Source organism: Niastella sp. OAS944, from assembly GCA_024809215.1.
GTDB lineage: Bacteria > Bacteroidota > Bacteroidia > Chitinophagales > Chitinophagaceae > Niastella.
Genome location: JANUBW010000008.1, coordinates 110,124 through 133,363 on the forward strand (window position 1 = coordinate 110,124; position 23,240 = coordinate 133,363).

The 23,240-nt window shown below is 43.8% G+C and carries 19 protein-coding genes; 12 read left to right on the top strand and 7 right to left on the bottom strand.

Annotation, left to right across the window (positions count from 1 at the left end):
* Positions 1-54 precede the first annotated feature (54 nt).
* The 6 genes from purL (at position 55) to GGD38_RS26875 (ending at position 9,905) form a co-directional block, all read left to right on the top strand.
* The gene (gene purL, locus GGD38_RS26850; RefSeq protein WP_375303175.1) at positions 55-2,289 is read left to right on the top strand and encodes a phosphoribosylformylglycinamidine synthase subunit PurL; all 2,235 of its coding nucleotides are present in this window, start codon (positions 55-57) and stop codon (positions 2,287-2,289) included.
* Positions 2,290-2,497: 208 nt separating this feature from the next.
* Positions 2,498-3,493, top strand: a complete 996-nt coding sequence (gene rfaD, locus GGD38_RS26855; RefSeq protein WP_375303174.1) for an ADP-glyceromanno-heptose 6-epimerase — start codon at positions 2,498-2,500, stop codon at positions 3,491-3,493.
* A 12-nt stretch (positions 3,494-3,505) separates the two neighbouring features.
* Positions 3,506-4,309, top strand: coding sequence for a pyrroline-5-carboxylate reductase (proC, locus tag GGD38_RS26860; RefSeq protein WP_375303173.1), 804 nt, complete (start codon positions 3,506-3,508; stop codon positions 4,307-4,309).
* 809 nt (positions 4,310-5,118) lie between these two features.
* The gene (locus GGD38_RS26865; RefSeq protein ID WP_375303172.1) at positions 5,119-6,768 is read left to right on the top strand and encodes a CTP synthase; all 1,650 of its coding nucleotides are present in this window, start codon (positions 5,119-5,121) and stop codon (positions 6,766-6,768) included.
* A gap of 156 nt (positions 6,769-6,924) precedes the next feature.
* Positions 6,925-8,757: a membrane protein insertase YidC gene (gene yidC / locus GGD38_RS26870; RefSeq protein WP_375303171.1), complete on the top strand. Its 1,833-nt coding sequence runs from the start codon at positions 6,925-6,927 to the stop codon at positions 8,755-8,757.
* Between the two features lie 482 nt (positions 8,758-9,239).
* Positions 9,240-9,905, top strand: a complete 666-nt coding sequence (locus GGD38_RS26875; protein WP_375303170.1) for a hypothetical protein — start codon at positions 9,240-9,242, stop codon at positions 9,903-9,905.
* 23 nt (positions 9,906-9,928) lie between these two features.
* On the opposite strand, the gene GGD38_RS26880 is transcribed toward GGD38_RS26875, so the two are convergent.
* A complete protein-coding gene (locus tag GGD38_RS26880) occupies positions 9,929-10,291 on the bottom strand; it encodes a hypothetical protein (protein ID WP_375303169.1) in 363 nt (120 codons plus the stop codon).
* Between the two features lie 363 nt (positions 10,292-10,654).
* On the opposite strand from GGD38_RS26880, the gene GGD38_RS26885 reads away from it, so the two are divergent.
* The 3 genes from GGD38_RS26885 (at position 10,655) to GGD38_RS26895 (ending at position 14,048) form a co-directional block, all read left to right on the top strand.
* A complete protein-coding gene (locus tag GGD38_RS26885; RefSeq protein WP_375303168.1) occupies positions 10,655-12,076 on the top strand; it encodes a tetratricopeptide repeat protein in 1,422 nt (473 codons plus the stop codon).
* Positions 12,077-12,378: 302 nt separating this feature from the next.
* Entirely contained in the window at positions 12,379-13,152 is a 774-nt protein-coding gene (locus tag GGD38_RS26890; RefSeq protein WP_375303167.1) for a phosphosulfolactate synthase, read from the top strand.
* A gap of 161 nt (positions 13,153-13,313) precedes the next feature.
* Complete coding sequence (locus GGD38_RS26895; protein WP_375303166.1) at positions 13,314-14,048, top strand: shikimate dehydrogenase family protein; 735 nt, start codon at positions 13,314-13,316, stop codon at positions 14,046-14,048.
* Positions 14,049-14,205: 157 nt separating this feature from the next.
* On the opposite strand, the gene GGD38_RS26900 is transcribed toward GGD38_RS26895, so the two are convergent.
* Genes GGD38_RS26900 through GGD38_RS26920 form a run of 5 tightly spaced genes read right to left on the bottom strand, consistent with a single transcriptional unit; the run spans position 14,206 to position 17,495 of the window.
* A complete protein-coding gene (locus tag GGD38_RS26900; RefSeq protein WP_375303165.1) occupies positions 14,206-14,637 on the bottom strand; it encodes an acyl-CoA thioesterase in 432 nt (143 codons plus the stop codon).
* 8 nt (positions 14,638-14,645) lie between these two features.
* Positions 14,646-15,683, bottom strand: a complete 1,038-nt coding sequence (locus GGD38_RS26905) for a hypothetical protein (protein ID WP_375303164.1) — start codon at positions 15,681-15,683, stop codon at positions 14,646-14,648.
* A gap of 4 nt (positions 15,684-15,687) precedes the next feature.
* Complete coding sequence (locus GGD38_RS26910) at positions 15,688-16,266, bottom strand: RNA polymerase sigma factor (protein WP_375303163.1); 579 nt, start codon at positions 16,264-16,266, stop codon at positions 15,688-15,690.
* Positions 16,267-16,298: 32 nt separating this feature from the next.
* Positions 16,299-16,889 carry an RdgB/HAM1 family non-canonical purine NTP pyrophosphatase gene (gene rdgB / locus GGD38_RS26915; RefSeq protein WP_375303162.1) on the bottom strand — a complete coding sequence of 197 codons (591 nt, stop codon included), beginning with the start codon at positions 16,887-16,889 and terminating at the stop codon, positions 16,299-16,301.
* Between the two features lie 12 nt (positions 16,890-16,901).
* On the bottom strand, positions 16,902-17,495 hold the full coding sequence (locus tag GGD38_RS26920) for a hypothetical protein (protein ID WP_375303161.1): 594 nt from the start codon (positions 17,493-17,495) through the stop codon (positions 16,902-16,904).
* Between the two features lie 130 nt (positions 17,496-17,625).
* Between GGD38_RS26920 and GGD38_RS26925 the strand changes: the two genes are divergently transcribed.
* From GGD38_RS26925 to rpsG, 3 genes are all read left to right on the top strand, one after another.
* Entirely contained in the window at positions 17,626-18,690 is a 1,065-nt protein-coding gene (locus tag GGD38_RS26925) for a branched-chain amino acid aminotransferase (protein ID WP_375303160.1), read from the top strand.
* A gap of 204 nt (positions 18,691-18,894) precedes the next feature.
* On the top strand, positions 18,895-19,275 hold the full coding sequence (rpsL, locus tag GGD38_RS26930; protein WP_014220863.1) for a 30S ribosomal protein S12: 381 nt from the start codon (positions 18,895-18,897) through the stop codon (positions 19,273-19,275).
* A gap of 30 nt (positions 19,276-19,305) precedes the next feature.
* Positions 19,306-19,773 carry a 30S ribosomal protein S7 gene (rpsG, locus tag GGD38_RS26935; protein WP_375303159.1) on the top strand — a complete coding sequence of 156 codons (468 nt, stop codon included), beginning with the start codon at positions 19,306-19,308 and terminating at the stop codon, positions 19,771-19,773.
* A gap of 726 nt (positions 19,774-20,499) precedes the next feature.
* Here the strand turns inward: rpsG and GGD38_RS26940 are convergent.
* A complete protein-coding gene (locus GGD38_RS26940; RefSeq protein ID WP_375303158.1) occupies positions 20,500-23,124 on the bottom strand; it encodes a S8 family peptidase in 2,625 nt (874 codons plus the stop codon).
* Between the last annotated feature and the right edge of the window lie 116 nt (positions 23,125-23,240).

Genomic DNA, 23,240 nt, shown 5'->3' on the forward strand with positions numbered 1-23,240 from the left:
AACTATCTCTCGACAGCAAATTAACACTCAATCAGCATTTTACATACAATTAACATGGAAGTAACAGTAAAAACGGCTAAACAACTACGTCTTACCGAGGAAGAATTTGAACTGATAAAACAAAAACTCGGCCGTACGCCCAATTTTACCGAATTGTGCGCATTCAGCGGTATGTGGAGTGAGCATTGCAGTTACAAAAATTCAATTAAGTGGTTGAAAACATTGCCCCGCGAAGGCAAAAAAATGCTGGTGAAGGCTGGTGAGGAGAACGCGGGTTTAATGGATATTGGCGATGGCTTCGGTGTTGTATTTAAAATAGAATCTCATAACCACCCTTCGGCCATTGAGCCGTTTCAGGGCGCAGCAACCGGCGTAGGTGGTATTCACCGCGATATTTTTACTATGGGCGCAAGGCCAATTGCCTCGCTCAACTCGCTTCGTTTTGGTAATCTGAAAGAAGCAAAGACCCAGCACCTGCTGGCCGGCGTAGTACATGGCATTGGCCACTATGGCAATTGCTTTGGCGTACCTACCGTTGGTGGTGAAATTTACTTTGAACAATGTTATCATACCAACCCCCTCGTAAATGCCATGAGCGTGGGTATAGTTAAGAATGGTGAAACCATTTCAGCAACCGCAAAAGGAATTGGCAACCCCGTATTCTTTGTAGGTTCTGCAACCGGTAAAGACGGTATTGGTGGCGCTTCTTTCGCTTCTGCCGATATCACTGCCGAAAGTGCCGAAGAATTACCTGCCGTACAGGTGGGCGACCCCTTCCAGGAAAAGAAACTGCTGGAGGCTTGTTTAGAAGTTATTAAGACCGGCGCCGTAGTAGGTATGCAGGATATGGGTGCCGCCGGTATCATTTGTTCTACCGCCGAAATGAGCGCCAAAGGCGAAGTAGGTATGCGCATCGACCTCGAGAAAGTGCCTACACGTCAAAAAAATATGAAGGCCTGGGAACTGTTGCTGAGCGAAAGCCAGGAGCGTATGTTGATGGTGGTTGAAAAAGGCAAGGAAGCTGCAGTTCAGGCTGTGTTCGATAAATGGGACCTTCCATGTTCTGAAATAGGCGAGGTTACCAACGATGGCATTCTTCATTTCTATATGAATGGCGAATTGGAAGCTTCACTTCCTGCCAATGAATTAGTATTAGGTGGCGGTGCTCCCCAATATACCCGCGAGTATAAAGAGCCTGCTTACTTCGAAAAAATAAAAGCTTTCAAAGCCGATAGCATTGAAGTGCCTGCCGACCTGAAGGCAGTGGCTGAGCAACTTATTACTATTCCAAACATCGCCAACAAACGTTGGGTGTATGTACAATACGATAGCATGGTTGGTGCTGGTACCTCAACAACCAATACGCCTGCCGACGCAGCAGTTGTTGTTGCTAAACCAACCAATAAAGGCCTGGCGCTTACAACCGATTGTAACAGCCGGTATGTATATGCCGATCCGTTCATTGGTGGTATGATAGCTGTTTCTGAAGCTGCCCGTAACATTGTGTGCAGTGGTGGTCAGCCCCTGGGTATTACCAACTGTTTGAACTTTGGTAACCCATACGATCCGCAGGTATACTACCAGTTTGTATATGCGTTAAAAGGTATGAGCGAAGCTTGTGTGAAATTCGATACCCCTGTAACCGGTGGTAACGTAAGTTTCTACAACCAGAACCCCGATGGCGCTGTTTATCCAACCCCAACTATTGGTATGGTTGGTTTGTTAGATAGCGTAGATGATAAAATGACCATGGATTATAAACAGGCCGGCGATCAGCTGTTCCTGGTAGGTACCAGCAGAAGTGATATCAACTCAAGTGAGTACCTGCATAAAATTAAGAATGTGGAGTTCTCACCAGCCCCGCATTTCAACCTGGAAGAAGAAGCTGCTTTACAAAATAAGATCGCTGAGCTTATCAAAGCCCGTGTTATTGAATCGGCCCACGATACCAGCGAAGGTGGATTGTTCATTGCGTTGATCGAATCTTCTTTCAACCGCGGACTGGGCTTCGATGTAAAAGCTGCAAAAGCCGATGTGCGTAAAGATGCATATTGGTTTGGTGAGGCGCAAAGCCGTGTGGTGGTAAGCGTGAAAGCCGATAAGGTAGAAGCATTCAAAAAAATATTGGGCAATCACCCTTACGAGCAACTGGGACAGGTTACCACTGGTACCGTTACTGTTGATGGTAACAATTGGGGCACTGTTCAAAGTTGGAAAGATAAATATGATACGGCTATTGAGAGTTTGTTGGCCGGGCATGAGAGTGAGCATGCGTTGAGCGCTTTATAATTTATAAAGGGAAGAGTTGACAAGTTAACACGTTGACAAGGAGTTGAAAAGTTGATGGAGGTGATAAAGTTGTTGGAGGGCAGTTAATGAGTTAACTGGTTAACGAGTTGACGAGTATTGCAAGCCTCGCGAAATCTTGGTCAATTCACGATTGCCGATTCACGCTTATATGAGCAAGGAATCAATTAATCATTTACTATTCTATTAAATGAATAAAGACAGCATCATAGTAGTAACCGGCGCCGCTGGCTTTATTGGCAGCTGCCTTACCGGTTTTTTAAATAGCAAAGGATATAACCGCCTTATTCTGGTAGACGACTTCAGTAAGATAGAGAAAACACCAAACCTCGAAGGAAAACAATACCAGGAGAAAGTGGAGCGTGAGCAGTTCTTCGGGTGGCTGGCACAAAATAAACCCCAGGTTGGTTTTATCTTCCATATCGGCGCCCGTACCGATACCACCGAGTTCGATTACTCAATACACCAGCATTTGAACGTGGAGTATTCGCAGAAGATCTGGAACTACTGCACCGAAAACAAAGTGCCGGTAGTGTATGCATCTTCGGCTGCTACCTATGGTTCGGGCGAAGAAGGATACAATGACGACCACGCCATTGTATATTCATTAAAGCCATTGAACCCTTACGGTGTATCAAAGAATGAGTTCGATAAATGGGCCTTACAGCAGGCAACACAGCCGCCTTTTTGGGCCGGACTGAAATTCTTTAACGTATATGGCCCTAACGAATATCATAAAGGCCGTATGGCCAGTGTGATCTGGCATTCATTTAACCAGATCAACAGCCAGGGATTTGTGAAGTTGTTCAAATCGCACAAAGAAGGTTATAAAGATGGCCAGCAGCTGCGCGATTTTGTGTATGTAAAAGATGTATTGAAGATCTGTTACTGGCTCATGGAGCAATTTGAAAAAGGCAATGATGTAGCGAGTGGTTTATATAACCTGGGAACGGGCAAGGCCAGGAGTTTTGAAGACCTGGCAAAAGCTACCTTCAGCGGGTTAGATAAAGAAGCGAAGATCGAATTCATACCAATGCCCGAAGATATTCGCGACAAATACCAGTATTTCACAGAAGCGAATATGCAAAAGCTGAAAGATGCCGGTTATTCAGATTCATTTTATTCACTGGAAGAAGGCGTGAATGATTATGTGAGAAATTATTTAGCGAAGGGTAACTTTTATTAAGTTCGAATTATCATGAACAAGAAAATAGCAATCATAGGTGGCGGCAACCTTGGTACTGCCATTGCAGAAGGACTGATCAACAGCGGTTTTACCTTACCTGAACATATTCTCATTACCAAACGGAATATTAAAACACTGGCTGCTTTGGAAAAGCGCGGTGTGCTGGTAAGCGATAACAACGAAGAAGCGGTTCGTTTTGCCGACATGATCATTTTGGCGGTAAAACCTTTTCAGGTAGACGATATTTTAGGAAAACTGCAGTCATTGCTGAACCCCGAAAAGCATGTGCTGGTATCGGTGATCACCGGTATTACCATTGGGCATATGCAAAAAGCCGTTGAGAAAAAAGTACCTGTAATACGGGCTATGCCAAACACTGCTATTGCTATACAGGAAAGCATGACCTGCCTGGCAGGTTCACACGATGTAAGTAAAGATCACATTTCATATATCGAAGACCTGTTCAACCAACTGGGTAAAGCTGTTTGGATCGATGAAAAGCTGATGGATGCAGCCACTGTATTGGGCGCTTGCGGTACGGCATATGCTATGCGGTACATTCGCGCCAATATTCAGGGGGGTATTGAAATAGGTTTCGATGCAGCTACTGCCAGTTTAATTGCCGCGCAAACGGTAAAAGGCGCTGCTGAACTATTATTGCAAAAAGGTACTCACCCCGAGCAGGAAATAGATAAAGTAACTACCCCTAAAGGTTGTACCATTGCCGGTTTAAACGAAATGGAACACCAGGGTTTCAGTTCATCTCTCATTAAAGGAATTGTTGCCAGTTATGATAAAATTGCAAAGGATAGCTAACAATTCTAAAACTATTCAGGATATTTGCTAAATAATATGTGAGTTATAACGTTAATGTGGCATAGATTTTATGGTAATATGAAGAATTGATTGTGTTATTGCTACGTAATTGTAAAATTACAGGCACATGTATTCGTAGTTGTACGAATATGATAAAAAAGAATATGTTTGCTTGCAATTGAAACAAAATTTTCGTTGCTTTGTTGCGCGAAAAATTAAAACCGTACCCCATCAAGGTAATAACCCACTCAACACTTATGAAAAAGGAGCGATTTAGTTTTTTTATCCTGTTTTTTGAAATTGCAGCTATTGTTTTTTTACATTCTGCAAAGAACAGGGACACAGAAAGAAAGAATACTGCAAGCAATAGAAAAGCGAACATCACAGCTTCTGCGCAGTTCAAATCTCTTTCTTTAACTAAAGTTAAATAGGTAGCAACAACTATACTCTTACTTTATTGTTTTGATTTACTTAAGATTACGTCTAACCTCCCCGCGCCCCGGGGAGGTTTTATTTTTACCAGTTCCAGCTCAAAAAATGCCATTTTAGCTTTCAAGTTATTGGTTTTAACCACTTTTTAATGCTGCCCGCCCTGAGTAAGCCAGGGTTTTCCACACCCTAAAAAATCACGCTTTTCTGGCGCAATAATTTGCCGTAACTTTGCACGACCTCCCGGAATTATTTTCCATTAAGAGTTTTAAATATCCGCTGGTCAAATAGGGATTAATCAATTAATCAATGATTGTTGTAGGACGTTGGTTTAACGTCGGTCGTAGTTAAAAACGAACTGAAATAAATAACCATAAATTATGGCCAAGCATATTTTTGTTACCGGTGGGGTAACTTCATCATTAGGAAAAGGGATTATTGCAGCTTCGCTTGCAAAATTGTTGCAGGCGAGGGGATTGAGGGTAACAATTCAGAAGTTCGATCCTTACATCAACGTAGATCCGGGTACATTAAACCCATACGAGCATGGCGAGTGTTATGTTACTGAAGATGGCGCCGAAACCGATCTTGACCTCGGTCACTACGAGCGTTTTCTGAATATTTTCACTTCACAGTCGAACAACGTAACTACAGGCCGCATTTATCAAACAGTAATTAATAAAGAACGCGAAGGCGCTTTCCTGGGTAAAACCGTTCAGGTGGTTCCACATATTACCGACGAAATTAAACGTCGCATGTTACTGTTGGGTACTACCGGACAGTACGATATTATTATTACCGAATTGGGTGGTACTGTAGGTGATATTGAAAGTCTTCCGTTCATTGAAGCATTGCGTCAGTTGCAGTGGGAGTTGCCCGAAGAAGATACGGTAGTAGTGCACCTGACCCTGATACCATACCTGAAAGCAGCTAAGGAATTAAAAACAAAACCCACCCAGCACAGTATCAAAATGCTGAGCCAGGAAGGAGTTCACCCCGATATTATCGTGTGTCGTACTGAAAAAACACTGACACCCGATCTGCGTCGTAAGATAGCCCTGTTCTGTAATGTAAAACAGGAAGCGGTAATTGAAGCTGCCGATGCGCCTACCATTTACGAAGTGCCATTGGCCATGATGCGCGAGAAGCTCGATCTTATTTGCTTAAAGAAACTCAACATCACCGATTTTCACGAACCCGATCTGCAAAAGTGGAAAGAGGTGTTGGATAAATTGAAATACCCCAAGAGCCAGGTTACTATTGGCCTTATTGGAAAATATATTGAGCTGCAGGATGCTTACAAATCGATACTTGAAGCATTTGTACATGCCGGCGCTTTGAATGAGTGCAAGGTGCAAATTCAAAACGTGCACAGTGAATTCATTACTCCGGAGAACGTAGGCGAAAAACTGGCTAACCTCGATGGGTTGCTGGTAGCGCCTGGTTTTGGCCACCGTGGGGTAGAAGGTAAGATCCTGGCTGTGAAATATGCGCGTGAGAACAAATTACCATTCTTTGGTATTTGTTTGGGTATGCAAATGGCCGTTATCGAATTTGCCCGCAACGTATTGGGATTAAAAGACGCCCATTCAACCGAAATGAACAAGGACACCCCCGACCCCGTAATTGACCTTATGGAAGAGCAAAAGGCCGTTACCTCAAAAGGCGGTACTATGCGTTTGGGTGCTTATTCATGCGAAACAATTGAAGGCAGTTTGGCCCGTCAGATCTATAATAAAGAGATCATCAGCGAACGTCACCGTCACCGCTGGGAGTTTAATAACCGCTACCTGAACCAGTTTCAGGAGGCCGGTATGATTACGAGTGGCAAAAATGTTGAAAGCCAGCTGGTTGAAATAGTAGAACTGCCCTCGCACCCATTCTTTATTGGCGTTCAATACCACCCCGAATTAAAGAGCACGGTTGAAAATCCACACCCCATTTTTGTGAATTTCGTAAAGGCCGCCAAAGAGTACACCGAAAAAAAGGCCACAGTAAAGAACCCTTTGCTGCAAAGCGAAATGATATAATAATTCCGTCGTTGCGTATATAGTTAAAATGTTAATAGATATGCTTTTAGCAGCATATCTATTAACATTTTGTAATAAAAATGCAGATCGGTTAACTAATAACTCAAAAATTATAAGTTCCGACTATCTTTGCACCTCTTCTAAACTAGTAGTATAATGAACATGGACCGCAATACGGTGATTGGCTTTGTGTTGTTAGCGCTTTTACTGTTTGGTTATCTTTTTATTTCTACCAAAAACAGTCACGAGTTACAGGCAAAAAAACAAAAGGAAGCAGATTCCACTGCACTGGTAAAACGTGTACGGGATTCAATTGCCCAGGCTAACGATACCACCGCTAAGCTCACCACAGCTGTAGATTCGAACCAACTCCCAACACGCGGCGTTGAAGAATTAACAGTAGTTGAAAATGAAGTAGTTAAAATAAGCTTTACCAATAAGGGCGGTCAGCCCAAAACGGTTGAGTTAAAAAGCTATAAATCGCTTTTAGACGGAAAGCCGGTAGTGCTCAACAGCCAGGCTTTTGACAAGTTCTCTTACCGCATCAATACAGGTAATAATAACTCAGCTGAAATAGCCGACCTGTATTTTAGCAAACCCCAGGTGGTAAAGAATGCTGATAACAGCCAAACGCTCACCTTTCAGTTACCAGTTCCTGGTCAGGGTACAGTGGCTCACCAGTTTACCATCAGGCCCAACGATTACCTCATAGACTGGGGTGTTCAAATGGCCGGTGCCGATAAAATGCTTACCGGCGGTAGCTTTAACCTGGTATGGCAACAACAACCCAGCCAGCATGAAACTGATGTAAAGTATGAGCGTACGCAAACCACTGTTGGTTATTATGAAGACAACGAGTTTGATTATGTTCAAACAAAATCGGCCAAAGCATTGGAAAAACCGGTGCAATGGGTAAGCGTATCGCAACAGTTCTTCAATACCACACTTATTGCTGCCAAAGAGAAATTCACTTCTGGCGATATTAAGTTCATCAAAAATGCTGAGGATACAACTACCAAAATAGCCGAGGTTACTACAACCCTGCATACAAAAGTGCCATTAGGTGCTAATGCCGCATTACCGTTGCAGTTATATTTCGGTCCAAACGATTACGGTATTCTGCGCAAGCATAAGAACGAGATCCCCGAAATGGATAAGATCGTGAACCTGGGTCGTGATATGTATGCTTTTGTACGCCCCATCAACAAGTACATTGTGATGCCGGTGTTCGGTTTCTTCAAAAGCTTTGTTGGTAGCTTAGGTATTGCCATCTTATTGCTCACGTTATTCATTCGTTTGCTCACTTCACCGCTGGTATATACCAGTTACCTGAGTGGTGCTAAAATGAAAGCGTTACGTCCCGAAATTGATAAGCTGAAAGAGAAATACAACAACGACCAACAACAGGTGGGCGTTGAGCAAATGAAATTGTTCCGCGAAGCTGGTGTGAATCCGTTAGGAGGTTGTATTCCTGCCTTGTTGCAGATCCCTATCTTCTTTGCATTGTATAGTTTCTTTAACTCGAATATTGATCTGCGTGGGGTTAACTTCCTGTGGGCCGATAACCTGGCGGCATACGATGCCGTGTTGCGTTGGGGCTTTCACCTGCCAGGTTTGGGTAATCACCTGAGCTTGTTCACCATCACTGCGGTGTTGACCAGTTTCCTGATCTCTATTTATAACATGAACATGACGCCCGATCAAAACAATCCGGCGCTCAAGTACATGCCTTATATTTTCCCATTCATTCTGTTGTTTGTGTTTAATGGTTTGCCGGCGGCCCTTACGTGGTATTATACCGTGTCGAACCTGATAACGCTGATACTGCAGTTCGTTATTCAGAACTACATTATTGACCACGACAAGATCCTGGCGAAAATCGATGAGAACCGTAAGAAACCTAAGGGTAAATCGAAGTGGCAGGAAAGGCTGGAGCAGATGCAGGCTGCACAGGCCGAAGCGCAGAAGGCCCGCGGGGGGAAGAAGTAGATTGATTTTATTTCATCATAGTAAAGTGAGTTTCTTTTTAGAAGCTCACTTTTTTTGTGGGGCGGTTTTGAGTAGGGAGTTGAAAAGTTGATAAAGGTGATGAAGTTGATAGAGGTAAGGAAAATTTTTGGAGGGGGCCTTTTCACGTTTCACGTTTGCCGTTTCTCAATAATCGCGAGCCCAGAAGTATCGGACACCATTGCCGTTTCACGACTTGCCGCGAGCCCCCGGAATTTCGGAAACCCACTCACCACTTGCTTACACGGTCTAAAACGGAAACAGAGAAATGCCGCACATAGGACCTTGTCAACCCGTCAACCTCTTAACTAGTCAACTTCCCCCTTCATGACATAAAAGCTTCATTTTTAACAAATTTATCTATAAAGTACTCTTTTACTTTTTAAAAATTACCAGGTCTTTGTATTTTACGCAGCAACTATTATCACCTTGTCCGCATCTTGCTATAATTACAACCGTAGATCATGAAAAAAGAATTTGCAATACTGTTAACTGTTTGTTTGGGAACGCTTTATACCGCCAACGCGCAGCGTAAGGTGAGCGAGCTTACCATGGTGTATGATGCCAGTATTTCAAGCGGAAGCAAAGAGCCTAAACTGGCCGACGCATTTGACGGCCATACCAAAACAATATATGTAAAAGGTAACATGAGCCGGGCCGAACTGGCCAGCGCCTTGTTCTCTTCAGCTACTATTCACGACTCTAAGGCCGGAACATCAGTGGTATTAAGGGAAGTGAGCGGGCAGAAGCTACTGATCAGAATGACCAATGAGAATTGGGTAGAAAATAATAAACGCTACGATGGAATAACTTTCGCCAATACGAGCGATACAAAGACCATTGCCGGTTATAACTGTATTAAAGCGGTGGCAACTTTCCCCGACGGAACCACCTTTACCGTGTATTATACGCCGGATATTGTTCCTGAGAACAAGGACTATGAATACCTGTTCAAGAACCTGAATGGCCTGCCGCTTGAATATGAGCTGGTTCAGGGTAAACTCACCATCAAATACACCGTGTCAAAAATTAATTTGAACCCGGTACCGGCTTCTAAATTCGACATACCTAAATCAGGCTACCGCGAAATGACCTATGAAGAGAGTAAAAAAATGAACGTAAGTAATTGATCGGGATCTGGTTAAAAACCGGATTATTTCCGGAACCGGATCTTCAGATCAAAAGCGTTCAGGTTGTTGCGATTGTACGATGATCTATCAGGGGTAACATTTACCCGGTTTTGGCTGTTATAAGGTAGAATAAATACCTTATTGCCTTGCTGATACGTTACCACCGTACTGCGTGTGATGTAGTTGTTGGCGCGCACACTGTTGAATGTGTGGCTGCCTGTGTAAGCAGGACCGGCTTTCAATGTAAAGCCATTAGTCGTTCTGATAGGAGTAAAATCGGGTTTGCGAAGTGTCTCCGCTTTCTTTTTGTCACCACCTCCGCTGCTCGCCAGCGCAAGCGCAAATACCCCGATCATCGCACAACTGATGATGGTCTTTTTAAGCATGTGGTTAAGTTTTAGCGTAGAGTTCACTTGCATATTGAGTACAAAAATATAAAAAAATATTTACTTTTTTTTAACCCCGTGGATTAAAGTTTATACTATCCTTAACGAATGAGATACATAAATGTTACGGATTTCATAAAGAAAGGGTTGGTTTTTTTACAATTTTTTGATTGGTATTTGTAACGTGTTGCTAACCAGCTGTAAATGTTTTTCTGACCCTTATAGAAGGTACCTAATGCTTGTTAGTAAATACTACAATTAGCTAAGGGTAAGTATTTATAATTATTGTCCACATGTGTCAAAAATTAAAATTGGTATACATCGGCGAAAATCCTATTTTACATTAACCTACTATTTAAAAGAATGAGAGAAAATCCGTTTCGTCAGGATAATGAAGAAATCAGGGAGTTAGTTAAGCAGTTTCAGAACCTTAAAGCGGGGCGCGGTAATTCTTTCCTTGAAGAAGAGGCCTTCGAAAAGATCATAGATTATTTTGATGACGTGGAGGATTTGCCGCAAGCTTTGGAGGCCGCTGAAATGGGCATTGAACAATATCCCTATTCGTCGGCATTACTAATTAAAAAAGCCGACCTGTTAATAGCTACCCGGCACTATAATGAAGCGCTCGAAATACTCAATCACGCCGAGTTGCTCGATAGCAACGATATTAACCTGTACATTTTAAAAACAGATGTTTACCTGGCGCTCGACCAGCAGGAGAAAGCCGTAGAGCTTTTAGAGAATGCCCTGCAGTTGTTCGAAGGCCAGGAACGTATAGAATTGCTGTTTGAGCTGGCCGATGTGTACGACGATTACGAGGAGTTCGACAAGATCTTCGACTGCCTGAAACTTATTCTTGAACAGGAGCCCACCAATGAGGAAGCCTTGTACAAGATCTGTTTCTGGACCGACTTCACCGGCCGCAACGAGGAAAGCATTACGCTGCATACGCACATTATTGATGAAAACCCATACAGTGAGCTGGCCTGGTTTAACCTGGCTGCAGCTTTTCAGGGTTTAAAACTCTACGAAAAGGCCATTGACGCCTATAAGTATGCAGTTGCCATCGACGAAAAGTTCGATTATGCTTATCGCAATATGGGCGATGCCTATATTCGCCTTCGTAAGTATAAAGATGCCATAGAAGTGCTTGAAAAAGTACTGGAGCTTTCGCGGCCCGAAGATGTGATCTATGAAGCTATTGGCCACTGCTACGATCGTATGAAGAACTATGCACAGGCCCGCTTCTATTATCGCAAGGCATCGCATCTGAACCAGGGCGATAGCAAGTTGTACTATAAGATCGCCTGCACTTATATTAATGAAGAGCAATACTCAATGGCCGTTAAACAGCTGGAAAGTGCTATGCAAATACATCGCTTACAGCCTGAGTATAACCTGGCTATGGGCGAGTGTAAAATGCAGTTAGGCGATTATAAAGAAGCTATACAATATTTTTCTAATGTTGTAAGGCAACGGCCGCGCAATATTTCAAGTTGGGAAGCATTGATCCGCTGTTTATACCAGGGCGAATTTTACGAAGAAGCGCTGGAGCAGGTAAAAGCGGCCATAAAGATCACTGAAGGAAAACCCATTTTCCTGTATTACCTCAGCGCCATTTACCTGGCATTGGGCAAAACCAAGGAAGCCCTGTTGCAACTGGAATCGGCGCTTACAGCTTCACCAAAACTGCTGAAGAAGCTGATACACCTGAACCCCGCTATTTTGCGGCATCAGTTGGTAATAGAAGTGATAGCCCATCATAAGAAGAGTAATAAACAATAAGCTATTGACAATATGCAATAGGGTAGGCGTTCCGACCGATCGGAACGCTTTGCTTTTTTTGTTCATTGCCCATTGCCATTTGCCAATTGATTTTAATTTCCTTTTAACTGCCTCAATTTTATTGTTAATTCCACGTTTATGCCGGGCAAGGCAGGCAATTGACAGTGATTACACTTAATTGCTAATTGTTTTGCATATACGCTGGCCGCCGGAATTTTGTTATGATTTTAACCATGTGCCTTGTATGTGGTTTTCCATTATTTTTGCGGCGGCTTTAAAATTGTTGCACAAAAAAACAAGGAATGAATTTTAACCTCACACAGATCCCCGACAGGATTAAGAAACCACGCAACAGCGGTATTACCATGGTAATGGATAAAGGCCTCAGCATTCCGGAAGCGCAAAATATGATGAGCGTGGGACACCCGCACATCGATATTGTTAAGCTTGGCTTTGGCACTTCGTTCGTAACACCCAACCTGCGCGAAAAGATTGAAGTTTACAAGTCGTACGATATTCCCGTTTATTTTGGCGGCACTTTGTTTGAGGCGTTCCTGATCCGTAACCAGTTCAATGATTACATCAGCGTATGTAAAGACTATGATATATCATACATGGAGGTAAGCGATGGATCTATCAATATACCTCATGCTGAAAAATGCGGTTATATTGAAAAGCTGGCAAAGCATGGAACGGTATTGAGTGAAGTGGGAAGTAAAGATGCCGCTCATATTATCCCTCCTTACAAATGGATTGAACTGATGCGTGCCGAACTGGATGCCGGTTCAACCTATGTGATCGCCGAAGCCCGCGAAGCCGGTAACGTAGGTATTTACCGTGGAAGCGGTGAAGTACGTGAAGGCCTGGTACAGGAGATCCTTACACAAATACCCGGTGAAAAGATCCTTTGGGAAGCGCCACAAAAAGCACAGCAATTGTACTTTATTGAACTGCTGGGCTGTAATGTGAACCTGGGTAATATTGCACCTACCGAAGTAATTCCGTTAGAAACAATGCGTATTGGCCTGCGTGGCGATACATTCAATTTGTTCCTGAATGGTAACGGACAGAAGTGAGGTAGGAAATAGGACGTAAGAAGTAAGAGTTTTAAATTTCGGAGTTCCAGATAGGCAATCGGCAGTCAGTGATAGCGGCTTTCACGTTTCACGTTTGTCGTTTCACGATTGCCGATTGCCGATAAATTTCGCGAGGCAAAAAATAAATAAAGACATCTGAGATGAGAAGATATGGCTTGATTGGCTACCCGTTGAGCCATTCATTTTCACAGAAGTATTTTACTGATAAGTTTCAGCAGGAAGGCATCACCGGTTGTGTGTATGAGAACTTTCCGCTGGCCAGCATCGATGAATTTGCCGCACTTATTCAAAATAACCCCAACCTGAATGGGTTGAACGTTACTATTCCGTATAAAGAGAAAGTAATTCCCTTCCTTACCGCCCAAAGCAATGTAGTTAAAACTATAGGCGCCTGTAATTGCATTAGAATTGAGAACGGTGAGTTAACCGGTCATAATACCGATGTGGTGGGTTTTGAAGAATCGTTACGTCCGCTGTTACAGGCACATCATAAAAAGGCGCTGGTGCTGGGCACCGGTGGCGCTGCCAAAGCCGTGCATTATGTGCTCGATAAACTGGGCATTGCTTTTTATGAAGTTTCCCGTACGCCCGCCACTGCCCGCCAGATCTCGTATCAACAGGTTGATGAGGCCATTATAAAAGAACATGAGGTTATCATCAATACCAGTCCGCTGGGAATGTACCCCAGGGTAGATGAATGCCCGCCATTGCCTTACCAGGCGCTTACTTCAAAACATTATTTGTTCGATCTGGTATATAACCCCGCCAAAACATTATTTCTGCAAAAAGGAGAGGAGCAGGGCGCTGCCATTAAGAATGGCCACGATATGCTTATTATTCAGGCAGAGGAGAGTTGGAGGATTTGGAATGCATAATTAGCAAATGTGATAATGTGCTAATGTGATAATGAAATACAGCTTCGCGCTTTCGCCTGTATTTCCCTGTAACCTGCAACTTGAAACCTGCAACCTGTATTTGCATTCCCGGCAACAGGTATCCGGTAACCGGTAACACACAACTATATACTTAATTCTATCCTTTCAACTTAACAGCTACTTCTTCAGGTATAGCTGCTACTTTTTTCTTGCTGTAATCATAGCAAACCATACCTGTTTTTGCTACTGCAACAAGAATTGTTTTGTCGTCAGCAAGCTTCTCCAGCTTATAATATAAGTCGAAAGATATTTTGGAAAGATCACCGGCAGCTACGGAAACAAGCACTTCGTCGCCGTAGAATAATTCGCTTTTGAACTCAATGCCTACGTCGCTCATAATAACACCAACGCCGGCCAGGTCAAGTTCCCCATAACCCAATTTTCGCAGGTATTGTACCCGCGCTTCGTGTATCATTGAAAGTATGGTATCGTTACCTACGTGTTTACCGTAATTGAGATCAGTTATGCGAACAGGAATAGTGGTAGAAAATGCGAATTGTTCAGGTAGCTCAACTTTAATTCTGGCCATGCTAAGGTTTACTCTTCAGTGATCAATAAATCTCTAAGTTCAAGTATATCGGTAAAGCTGGTAGCTGTAGGAACAAAAGAAGCCTGGTTCAGGAACTTCTCTTTCCATTCGCTAAAGCGAAGTTTCCACAAGCTGCTTTCGCGGGTCATAACATCTAACTCGTCCTGTGGTTCCACATTCTGGTTAATGGTACTGATGATATGCAGGAATTTTGAAGAAATACGGGTTTGCTCGCCGTTAGGACTGGTAACGGTGATATAACAATCATCGGGTGAAATGAGTTTTTTATCAAGTATCACCTGGTTGTTAGCGTCGCGAATAAGCGGTGCTTCAACGATAGCCGTGTTTTCTTTGGTAAAATCAACATCAACATCATCCATGCTCGAATAGCTGGTGGCTATTGGTTGATAATCGTACCAGGCTGCACGGCGGGCTCCATGACGGTTACCGTACTTGCGGTTGATGATATCATTATCGGTTAATGCGGCCAGTTGCTTTTGGCTCAGCTGCTCGCGCTCAACAGGGCGTTCGCCAATTTCAATATCGGTAGAACGAACTTTTTTGTTTGATGGTGAACTGCTATTGGTAGTAGATGGGCTTTGGCCTGGTGTTACATTGGCCACATCAATAGCATTATTATTATCTAAGAAATACCAGGCGCCAAGGGTCAATAATACCATGGCGGCTGCAGCTGCAATAGCCTTCCACGAATGCAGGGAAGTGAGCCTGCCTTCTTTTTTAACGGCTGGTTGTTGCGGTAACTGGGCTGCTATCTTTTTCCAGATGCTGGCCGGTGGCATTACAAAAAGATCGTACATTTTTTTGCCAACGGAAGCTTCATCTGCTTTCAATTCTGTATTGAGCTGAGCGGCAATTTCGGCAAACATACCTGGGGGAGGGGTTACCGAAAGGTCGAACATTTTTTGAGCAACGGGAACCTCATCGGCATCAAATTCCGCATCTAGCCTCGACGCAATGCGAGGCCATACGCCAGATGGAGGCGGAACTTCCAGATTGTACAGCGTATGTTTTTTATTCGTTGCCATAATTCTACCTAGTGTAGGATTTTTGGGTGTCGCTCAAATACTGAGCGACCTTTTTTTGTAAAACGGATTTGGCCCGCGCCAATTGTGATTTGCTGGTCCCTTCACTAATTCCCAGCATATCTCCGATCTCTTTATGGGAGTACCCTTCTACCACGTACAGATTGAATACTGCCCTGTAGCCGGGTGATAACTCCTGAACTATTTTTATAATATCTTTTTCTGCCAGGTTTTCCAGTGCGGTTATATCGGTATCCTCAATTGTACCTTCTTCTTTTTCGGTTACCATCGACAGTTTGGTCGATTTCTTCCTGAAATGTTCGATGGAGGTATTTACAAATACCCGCCTGATCCAGCCTTCGAAGGAGCCTTCTGCCCTGAAATGGTGTAAATTCCGGTAGATTTTAATGAAACCTTCCTGCAGCAGATCCTGTGCATCTTCTACATTGCTGGCATATCGCAAACAAACCGCGTACATTTTGGGAGCAAAGCGGTGATACAATTCTTCCTGCATACGCCTGTCCCCGGCAATGCATCCTTTTATTAAGTCGGATTCAGAAATCGTATAGTTGCTTTTCGGCTCCAAAAAATTTTAAATCTAAGTAATTAAATATTAACCTATCGTGTTTTGAGTACCTGTTCCTGCAAAAATAGTACAAGTTTGTCAGCCGCCTTTTTACGATGACTGAGTTCATTCTTTTCGGCCATGCTCATTTGGGCGAAAGTACGGTTGCCGCCTGTAGGAATAAATACGGGGTCGTAGCCAAAACCGCCGGCACCTGCCGGTTCGCGGGTAATGGTTCCCTCACAAATTCCTTCAAACAGCCATTCCCTGCCTTCCCATATAAGTGAAATAACCGTACGAAAACGGGCTTTCCGGTTATCTGAATTGCCCAGTTTGCTCAATAATTTTTCAACATTCTTGTCAAAGGCTTTGTCTTCTCCGGCATAGCGGGCGCTTTTTACCCCTGGTTCGCCATTCAGGGCGGCTACTTCCAGGCCGGTATCCTCACTAAAACAATGCTGGCCGGTGAGCTGGTGAATGGTGCGTGATTTTTCCGAAGCATTGGCCTCCAGGGTATCGTGCGGCTCAGGAATATCTATGTCAATACCGGCCTGTTTAAGGCTGATCACCTCCAGCTGATTACCAATGGCCGCCTGAATTTCTTCTACCTTATGTTGATTGTTAGTAGCAAATATTAGTTTCATGCACTACGTTGGTTATAAGAACATTCTTTTTAAACACTCCCAAAGCTTCTTTTTCAATCCCTTAGCTACATCCGTATCGCCATTCAGCTGACTGAGCGCCGGGGTAAACAGATAGGTTGTGTCGGCATAAGGTTGCTCCTTGAACGATGGAAAATTTATAGGCAGATGAATTACATCGGGTTCTACTCCAAATAACAGCAGGAATTTGGGTTGTAACTGCGCCTTCACTTTTTCAATGGTCACCGCAGCTGTGGCATGGTTCACAATTGCCACATCGGCCATGTTCAGTTTACAGGCGTCGAGCATTTTTGTTAGGAATTGCAGGTCGCCTTCCGGAACAAACACGTCCTGAGGGCAGTTTACCACTACAGTGATCTGTTTTTTATTATTTCCCAGGATCTTATACGGCGTAGTATCAACCGGTTTCGGCATAGCCTTTTCAATAACAGGTTCCGGCTGCGGTGTATGGGTGGCAACCCTAACCGGTTCAGGTTCTGCCAGTTCCTGAGCTCCCTGCTGAGGCACATAGCCCTCGGGCTGTATCAGCGAGTTGCGGTACAGGTCGGCAATAACAAAACCGGGCAATTTTATATTAGATAAGCTCATTGATTGCAATGTATTCTTAATCAGACAAATATCGGAAAACAAGCGCATATATTAATACGAACACTTGTTAGTAATTTATTTGACGGCAACAAACTTTATTTGTTTATTTGCGGCTCAAAAATACTTGATTATGGTTGAAGCTTATAGTATACCTGTTACAAAAGTTACGCAAAGCAGGTTACCTGAAATTACGCTCAAGAACATTCCCTTTGGCAGAACATTTACCGATCATATGCTGGTAGCAGATTATGTGAACGGCGAATGGAAAAATGTGGAGATAAAGCCATACCAGCCCCTGGTAATGAGTCCTTCACTGGCTGCCATTCATTACGGCCAGTCTATTTTTGAAGGCATCAAAGCCTACAAGAATGAGGCCGGCGAAGCATTTATTTTCAGGCCATATGATAATTATAAACGATTCAATTTAAGTGCGGCCCGCATGGAAATGCCCGAGGTGCCCGAAGAAATTTTTATTGAAGGTATGCGTCAGCTGGTAGCGCTGGATAAAGACTGGATCCCCGCCCTGCACGACCACTCGTTGTACATTCGTCCGTTCATGTTCTCTTCCGACGAAATGATTGGCGTACGACCTTCTGAGAGCTATAAGTTCATGATCATTCTGGCGCCTACAGGGCCATATTATGCTGCACCCATGCGTATTTATGTGGAAGAAAAGTATACCCGCGCCGCTCCGGGTGGGGTAGGGCAGGCAAAGGCAGCCGGCAACTATGGTTCTTCCATGTATGTTACCGCCCAGGCTAAAAAGCAGGGGTACGACCAGGTGCTTTGGACCGATGTATATGAGCACAAGTATGTTCAGGAAATAGGTACCATGAATGTGTTCTTTGTTATTGGCGACACGGCTGTTACGCCCGATTTGAGCCAGGGGACCATTTTGGCCGGCGTTACCCGCGACAGTGTTATGACCATTTTAGAGGAAATGGGGCTTAAAGTGGAAGAAAAACCGGTATCTATCGACATGTTGATAGAAGCTTACAAGGCCGGTAATCTGCGCGAAGTGTTTGGAACCGGTACCGCCGCCACCGTTTCGCTGATCCGCGAATTGAAGTATAAAGATTTTGTGATGAGCTTCGACACCGCCAAATGGACGGTGACCCCCGAAATTAAAAGCCGCCTCGACGCCATCCGTGAAGGCCATGCCGCCGACAAGTTTGGATGGATGTTTAGTGTTTAGGGTAATAAAATATGGTTGAGACCTCCTTCGGGAGGTCTTTTTTTGTGGTTTTTTATTCTTTTTTCGATCGAAAACCCCTGTTTTTCATGTTATTTTGCACAAAAGGGCCAGGTTATCCACATAACCCCTGAAAATTGAACTCAATTTTTTTGGTTATAAAATTAATCCGCTTAACTTTGCCCTCCCAAAATCAAAAGGTTCAGAATGCCTACTATACAACAATTGGTAAGAAAAGGAAGAGAAATCATTAAGGCTAAAAGTAAGTCAAGAGCTTTAGACTCCTGTCCTTTCCGTCGTGGTGTGTGCACCCGTGTTTATACAACGACTCCTAAAAAGCCTAACTCAGCTTTGCGCAAAGTGGCGAAAGTACGTTTAACAAACAAAGTAGAGGTTATCGCCTACATCCCCGGTGAAGGTCACAACCTGCAAGAGCACTCAATCGTGCTGGTACGCGGTGGTCGTGTAAAAGACTTACCAGGTGTACGTTACCACATCGTTCGTGGTAGTCTTGATACTGCGGGTGTTAAAGATCGTAAGCAAAGCCGTTCTAAATACGGAACTAAAAAGGAAAAGGCTAAAAAATAATTAGTACTACAGTTCTACAAATTTTTATAAATGAGGAAGACAAAAGTCAAAAAAATTCCCTTAGCGCCTGATGCAAGGTATAACGATTTGATGGTTACCAGGTTCATCAACAACCTGATGTGGGAAGGAAAAAAGAACACTGCTTTCACGTTGTTCTATACCGCGCTGGATCGCGTTTCTAAAACAACCGGTGAAAACGGTTATGAAATATGGAAAAAAGCCCTGAGCAATGTTACGCCTGCTGTAGAAGTACGCAGCCGTAGAATTGGTGGTGCTACTTTCCAAATCCCTGCCGAAGTTCGTGCAGACAGAAAGATCTCTTTAAGCATTAAGTGGTTGATCCGCTATAGCCGTGAAAGAAACGGTCGTAGCATGTCAGAAAAACTGGCTAACGAGATCATCGCAGCAAGCAAAGGTGAAGGTGGAGCTTTCAAAAAGAAAGAAGACACGCACCGTATGGCTGAAGCTAACAAGGCTTTTGCTCACTTCCGCGTATAACACAGTGTTAAGTACATCTTACCATATACACCCACCGGTTTCTCCCGGTGGGTTTTTTAGTTTGCTTTCGGTGAAGGTCTCTCCGGACTTTTTTATTATTGCCCGGCCGTTGGAATTTAGGGCGGGGTTTAATTGAAAAAAGAGGAAATAATTCTCAATTACAAGTCTTTTGAATTGAAAAAAAAGAACTGTTTGTTCAATTGGAGATTCTCATAATTAAAGAATATGAATTGTTTTTTCAATTAGAAGTTCATTCAATTGAAAAAAAAGAACAGTTGATTCAATTGGATAAGCTTTCAATTAAAAAGATTGTCCAGTTTTTTCAATTGCGTGCACATCTAATTAAAAAGAATGTACAGTTTTTTCAATCAGATGCGCATCCAATTAAAAAGAATGAGGAATTTTTTCAATTAGAAGTTCTAAAAAATAATTACATTTTTTTCAATTAAATAAGCTTCCCTTTAATAGAAATAAATTGATTTTCAGGCATTTAAACCATCGGCATGGCTGTTCTTTATCAAGAATTCTATTTGTCCCGGTCTGCCTGCATCAATTGAGTACAGACAACACTTACTCTCCCGCATTATAACTAACCGGCCATTTATTCTAACTACGCATACAGCATAACGATACAAAGAAGTAACTAATCCTCCAGGAATTCAACTTGATCCCTAATCGCATTGCTTCCTCGTCAACCCGTCAACCCGTCAACTCGTCAACTATTCTCTACTTAACCATCACCTTCCCCGTAAACTCCTTCTTCCCATTCTTTTTTATGATCACAAAATAGATTCCACCCTGGAGTTTGTTCAATGAAATACTTTCCGCCGTTTGGGTTAGCTTTTGCTGCAATACTTTTTGCCCCAGCGTATTGAAGATCTGTAAATAAGTATTCTGCGGTTCATCCTTCATTAACACCGATAAGGTGCTGGTTGCCGGCACCGGGTTAGGGAAAATAATATAACGGGTGGTAAGGAAGTAATAAATGCTTTGTGGGTCACTGGTTATAAACAGGCCGTTTGCCAAACCGATCTTCACCCGGTAGCTGTTTACCCCATCGGTTAGGTTATTGTCGCCCAGTTCAAAATCGGGTTTTGTAACGGGTTGAAAGGTTTGCAATGGCTGCCACTGCCTGTTCACCAGTTTTTCAAACGTTATACTTTTTACATTAAGCACAGTACCAATGGATGCTGTAAGCCAGCCCATATTCCCGTTCTGTAGGTCGGCGAAAAAACTTTTCAGGTAGCAGTCTACACCCTGTGTACGAAAATTGATGGTGTAGCCCTTTATGCCCTGGTAGTTATTGTTTATCACCGGCGCTACGGTATACCACAATTTTTCGCCTGGCGCCCTAACAATAATACTGGTATCGGCTGAGGTTACCAGCGGTTGCAGGTATTTTTCGCCCAATTGATATACTGTGTATGAATTTATGCCGGGTTGTTTGCTCCAAAACAACAATGCCGAGTCGGCGCAATTAAAGCCCACCTGTACATTTACCGGCGTTGAAATGGTGAAGGTATCTGATACAAATGTTTGTCCGTTTATGGTCATGCGTAGCAAAGCAGTGCCAAATATTTCGGGCGCCTGCCAGTATTGTGAGCCGGCGGCTAATACAGCGTCATTTTTCACGGTTTGCCAGCTGGCGCCTTTGTCAATACTGTATTCCAGCACACCGGTTGTGGTGTTAAAAGTACTTGTGTAGCGAATCAGGCTGGCTTCACCGCCTTTTATATAATCAACCGAAACAGGGTATTGCCATTGAAACTGATCGGCCGCCTGTTCCTGCCAGGCCACAAAAAATGGCTGGCTGCCGGTAGGAATGGCGTAGCCTTTTACCCGGATGGTGTAGGTACCGGCAGTTGGGTTATCGAGCGTGATCTGTTCAATATTGTTAAGCGTATCTTTTTTGCGAACGGCTGGTTTCAGCAGGGAATCTAGTACTGGCGCCGAACTTAACACCCAGGGCAGCCAAACCTGCCCGTTACTGTTATTCACTAACTCAACATCAAGATCGTTGATCAATGCCCTGGGCGCATTGGCGGCAGCGGCGGGGTCGGTGTAGCAAAGGGTTAATTTCAACTGCCGGGTATTGGCTGGCACCGTTACCGTAAAGGTTTGACTAATACCTTGCGACACCGTGCCTGAAAAATATTGGTTGTTCTCGAGCCCACGCAGTGCATTGTATGCATTCAGGCTGCCGTAACCCGAAAGGAAGTCGGGCCCCTTGGTGCCCCGGTCGTCGGCATTGTTCACCAACAGGGCTTTAATTAATGAAGCGGGGGGAAGGGTACCGCTGTTTTTTTCCTTGTAATACTGTTGTAAAAGCAATACAGCGCCCGAAGTATGGGCGGCTGCACCAGAACTACCATCTTCACCAAAAGCCACCAGCTCGGGTTTTATACGGCCATCGTAGGCAGGTCCTCTTGAGCTTAAATACGATACGTTGCCAAAAGAGTCGGCTGCGCCTACGGTTAGCACATTCTTAGCCATTTTAAAACTACCGGTAAGGTTGGCCATATTTACAATGCCTGCATAGGGACCGGTACTGGTAAGGTTGCCTGAGTTACCCGATGAAAAAACATGCAGAAGCGATGGGTTGGCAACAATGCTGGCATCATAGGCTGCAGCATCGGCCCCATAGTAATTTTCGAGGCCGGTGCCATAGGAATGGTTCTGCACCGAAACCCCGTATTGTTTGTAAATGTTATCGCCGTCGGGTAAAAGCGATTCAAAGTTGGAGGAGACGATAGATGCCTGTTTTACAACACCGCCCCCCGTATAAAACGAATTTTCGCCACCGGCAATAACGGTGCACATGTATGAGGCATGTGATGAAATAAGGTTCGAACTAAGCGGGGTTGAAATATACCGCCCCCTGAAATCGATATCGGTAGTATCGGGTTTGTTTTCTTTAACTGAAACCACCAGGCCGTTGCCATTTAAGTTTGGGTACCTGCTATGCACCACGTTAATAGTGTTCAGGCTGTTATCGAACAGGTTAAGCGACAGCTCTTCGTGTGGAGTACGCGGAACATCAATAAAGCGAATAAAGGGAAGGGATAATACCGTAGAGTCAATTACTGTGCCTTTGGCCGATACAACCAGCAGGCCCCCCGCGTGTTCCCGTATAATAGTGACCGGCAATTTCTTGTCGGCAAAGTACTTCCTGGCCGAATCAATGTTTGAGGTAACCAGCCAAAACACCTGTTCCTTTTTAAGGGTAAGCAGTTTCCTGTTGTTTTGCAATACCGGCGATAGTTTACGGTTGGCTGCGGATATCATATGCTGCGCCTGTACCAGTTGTACGGTAAATAAAAGAACAAGCAGCAGAAGCCCGGTTTGTTTCATACTACAATCTACAAAATTTGATATGATGCCGATACACCAACCAATAAATAACGTTGGAGCAACACGGATCAAACACCTAACTATATAGGGCAACCTAAATTGATAAATAATTACTT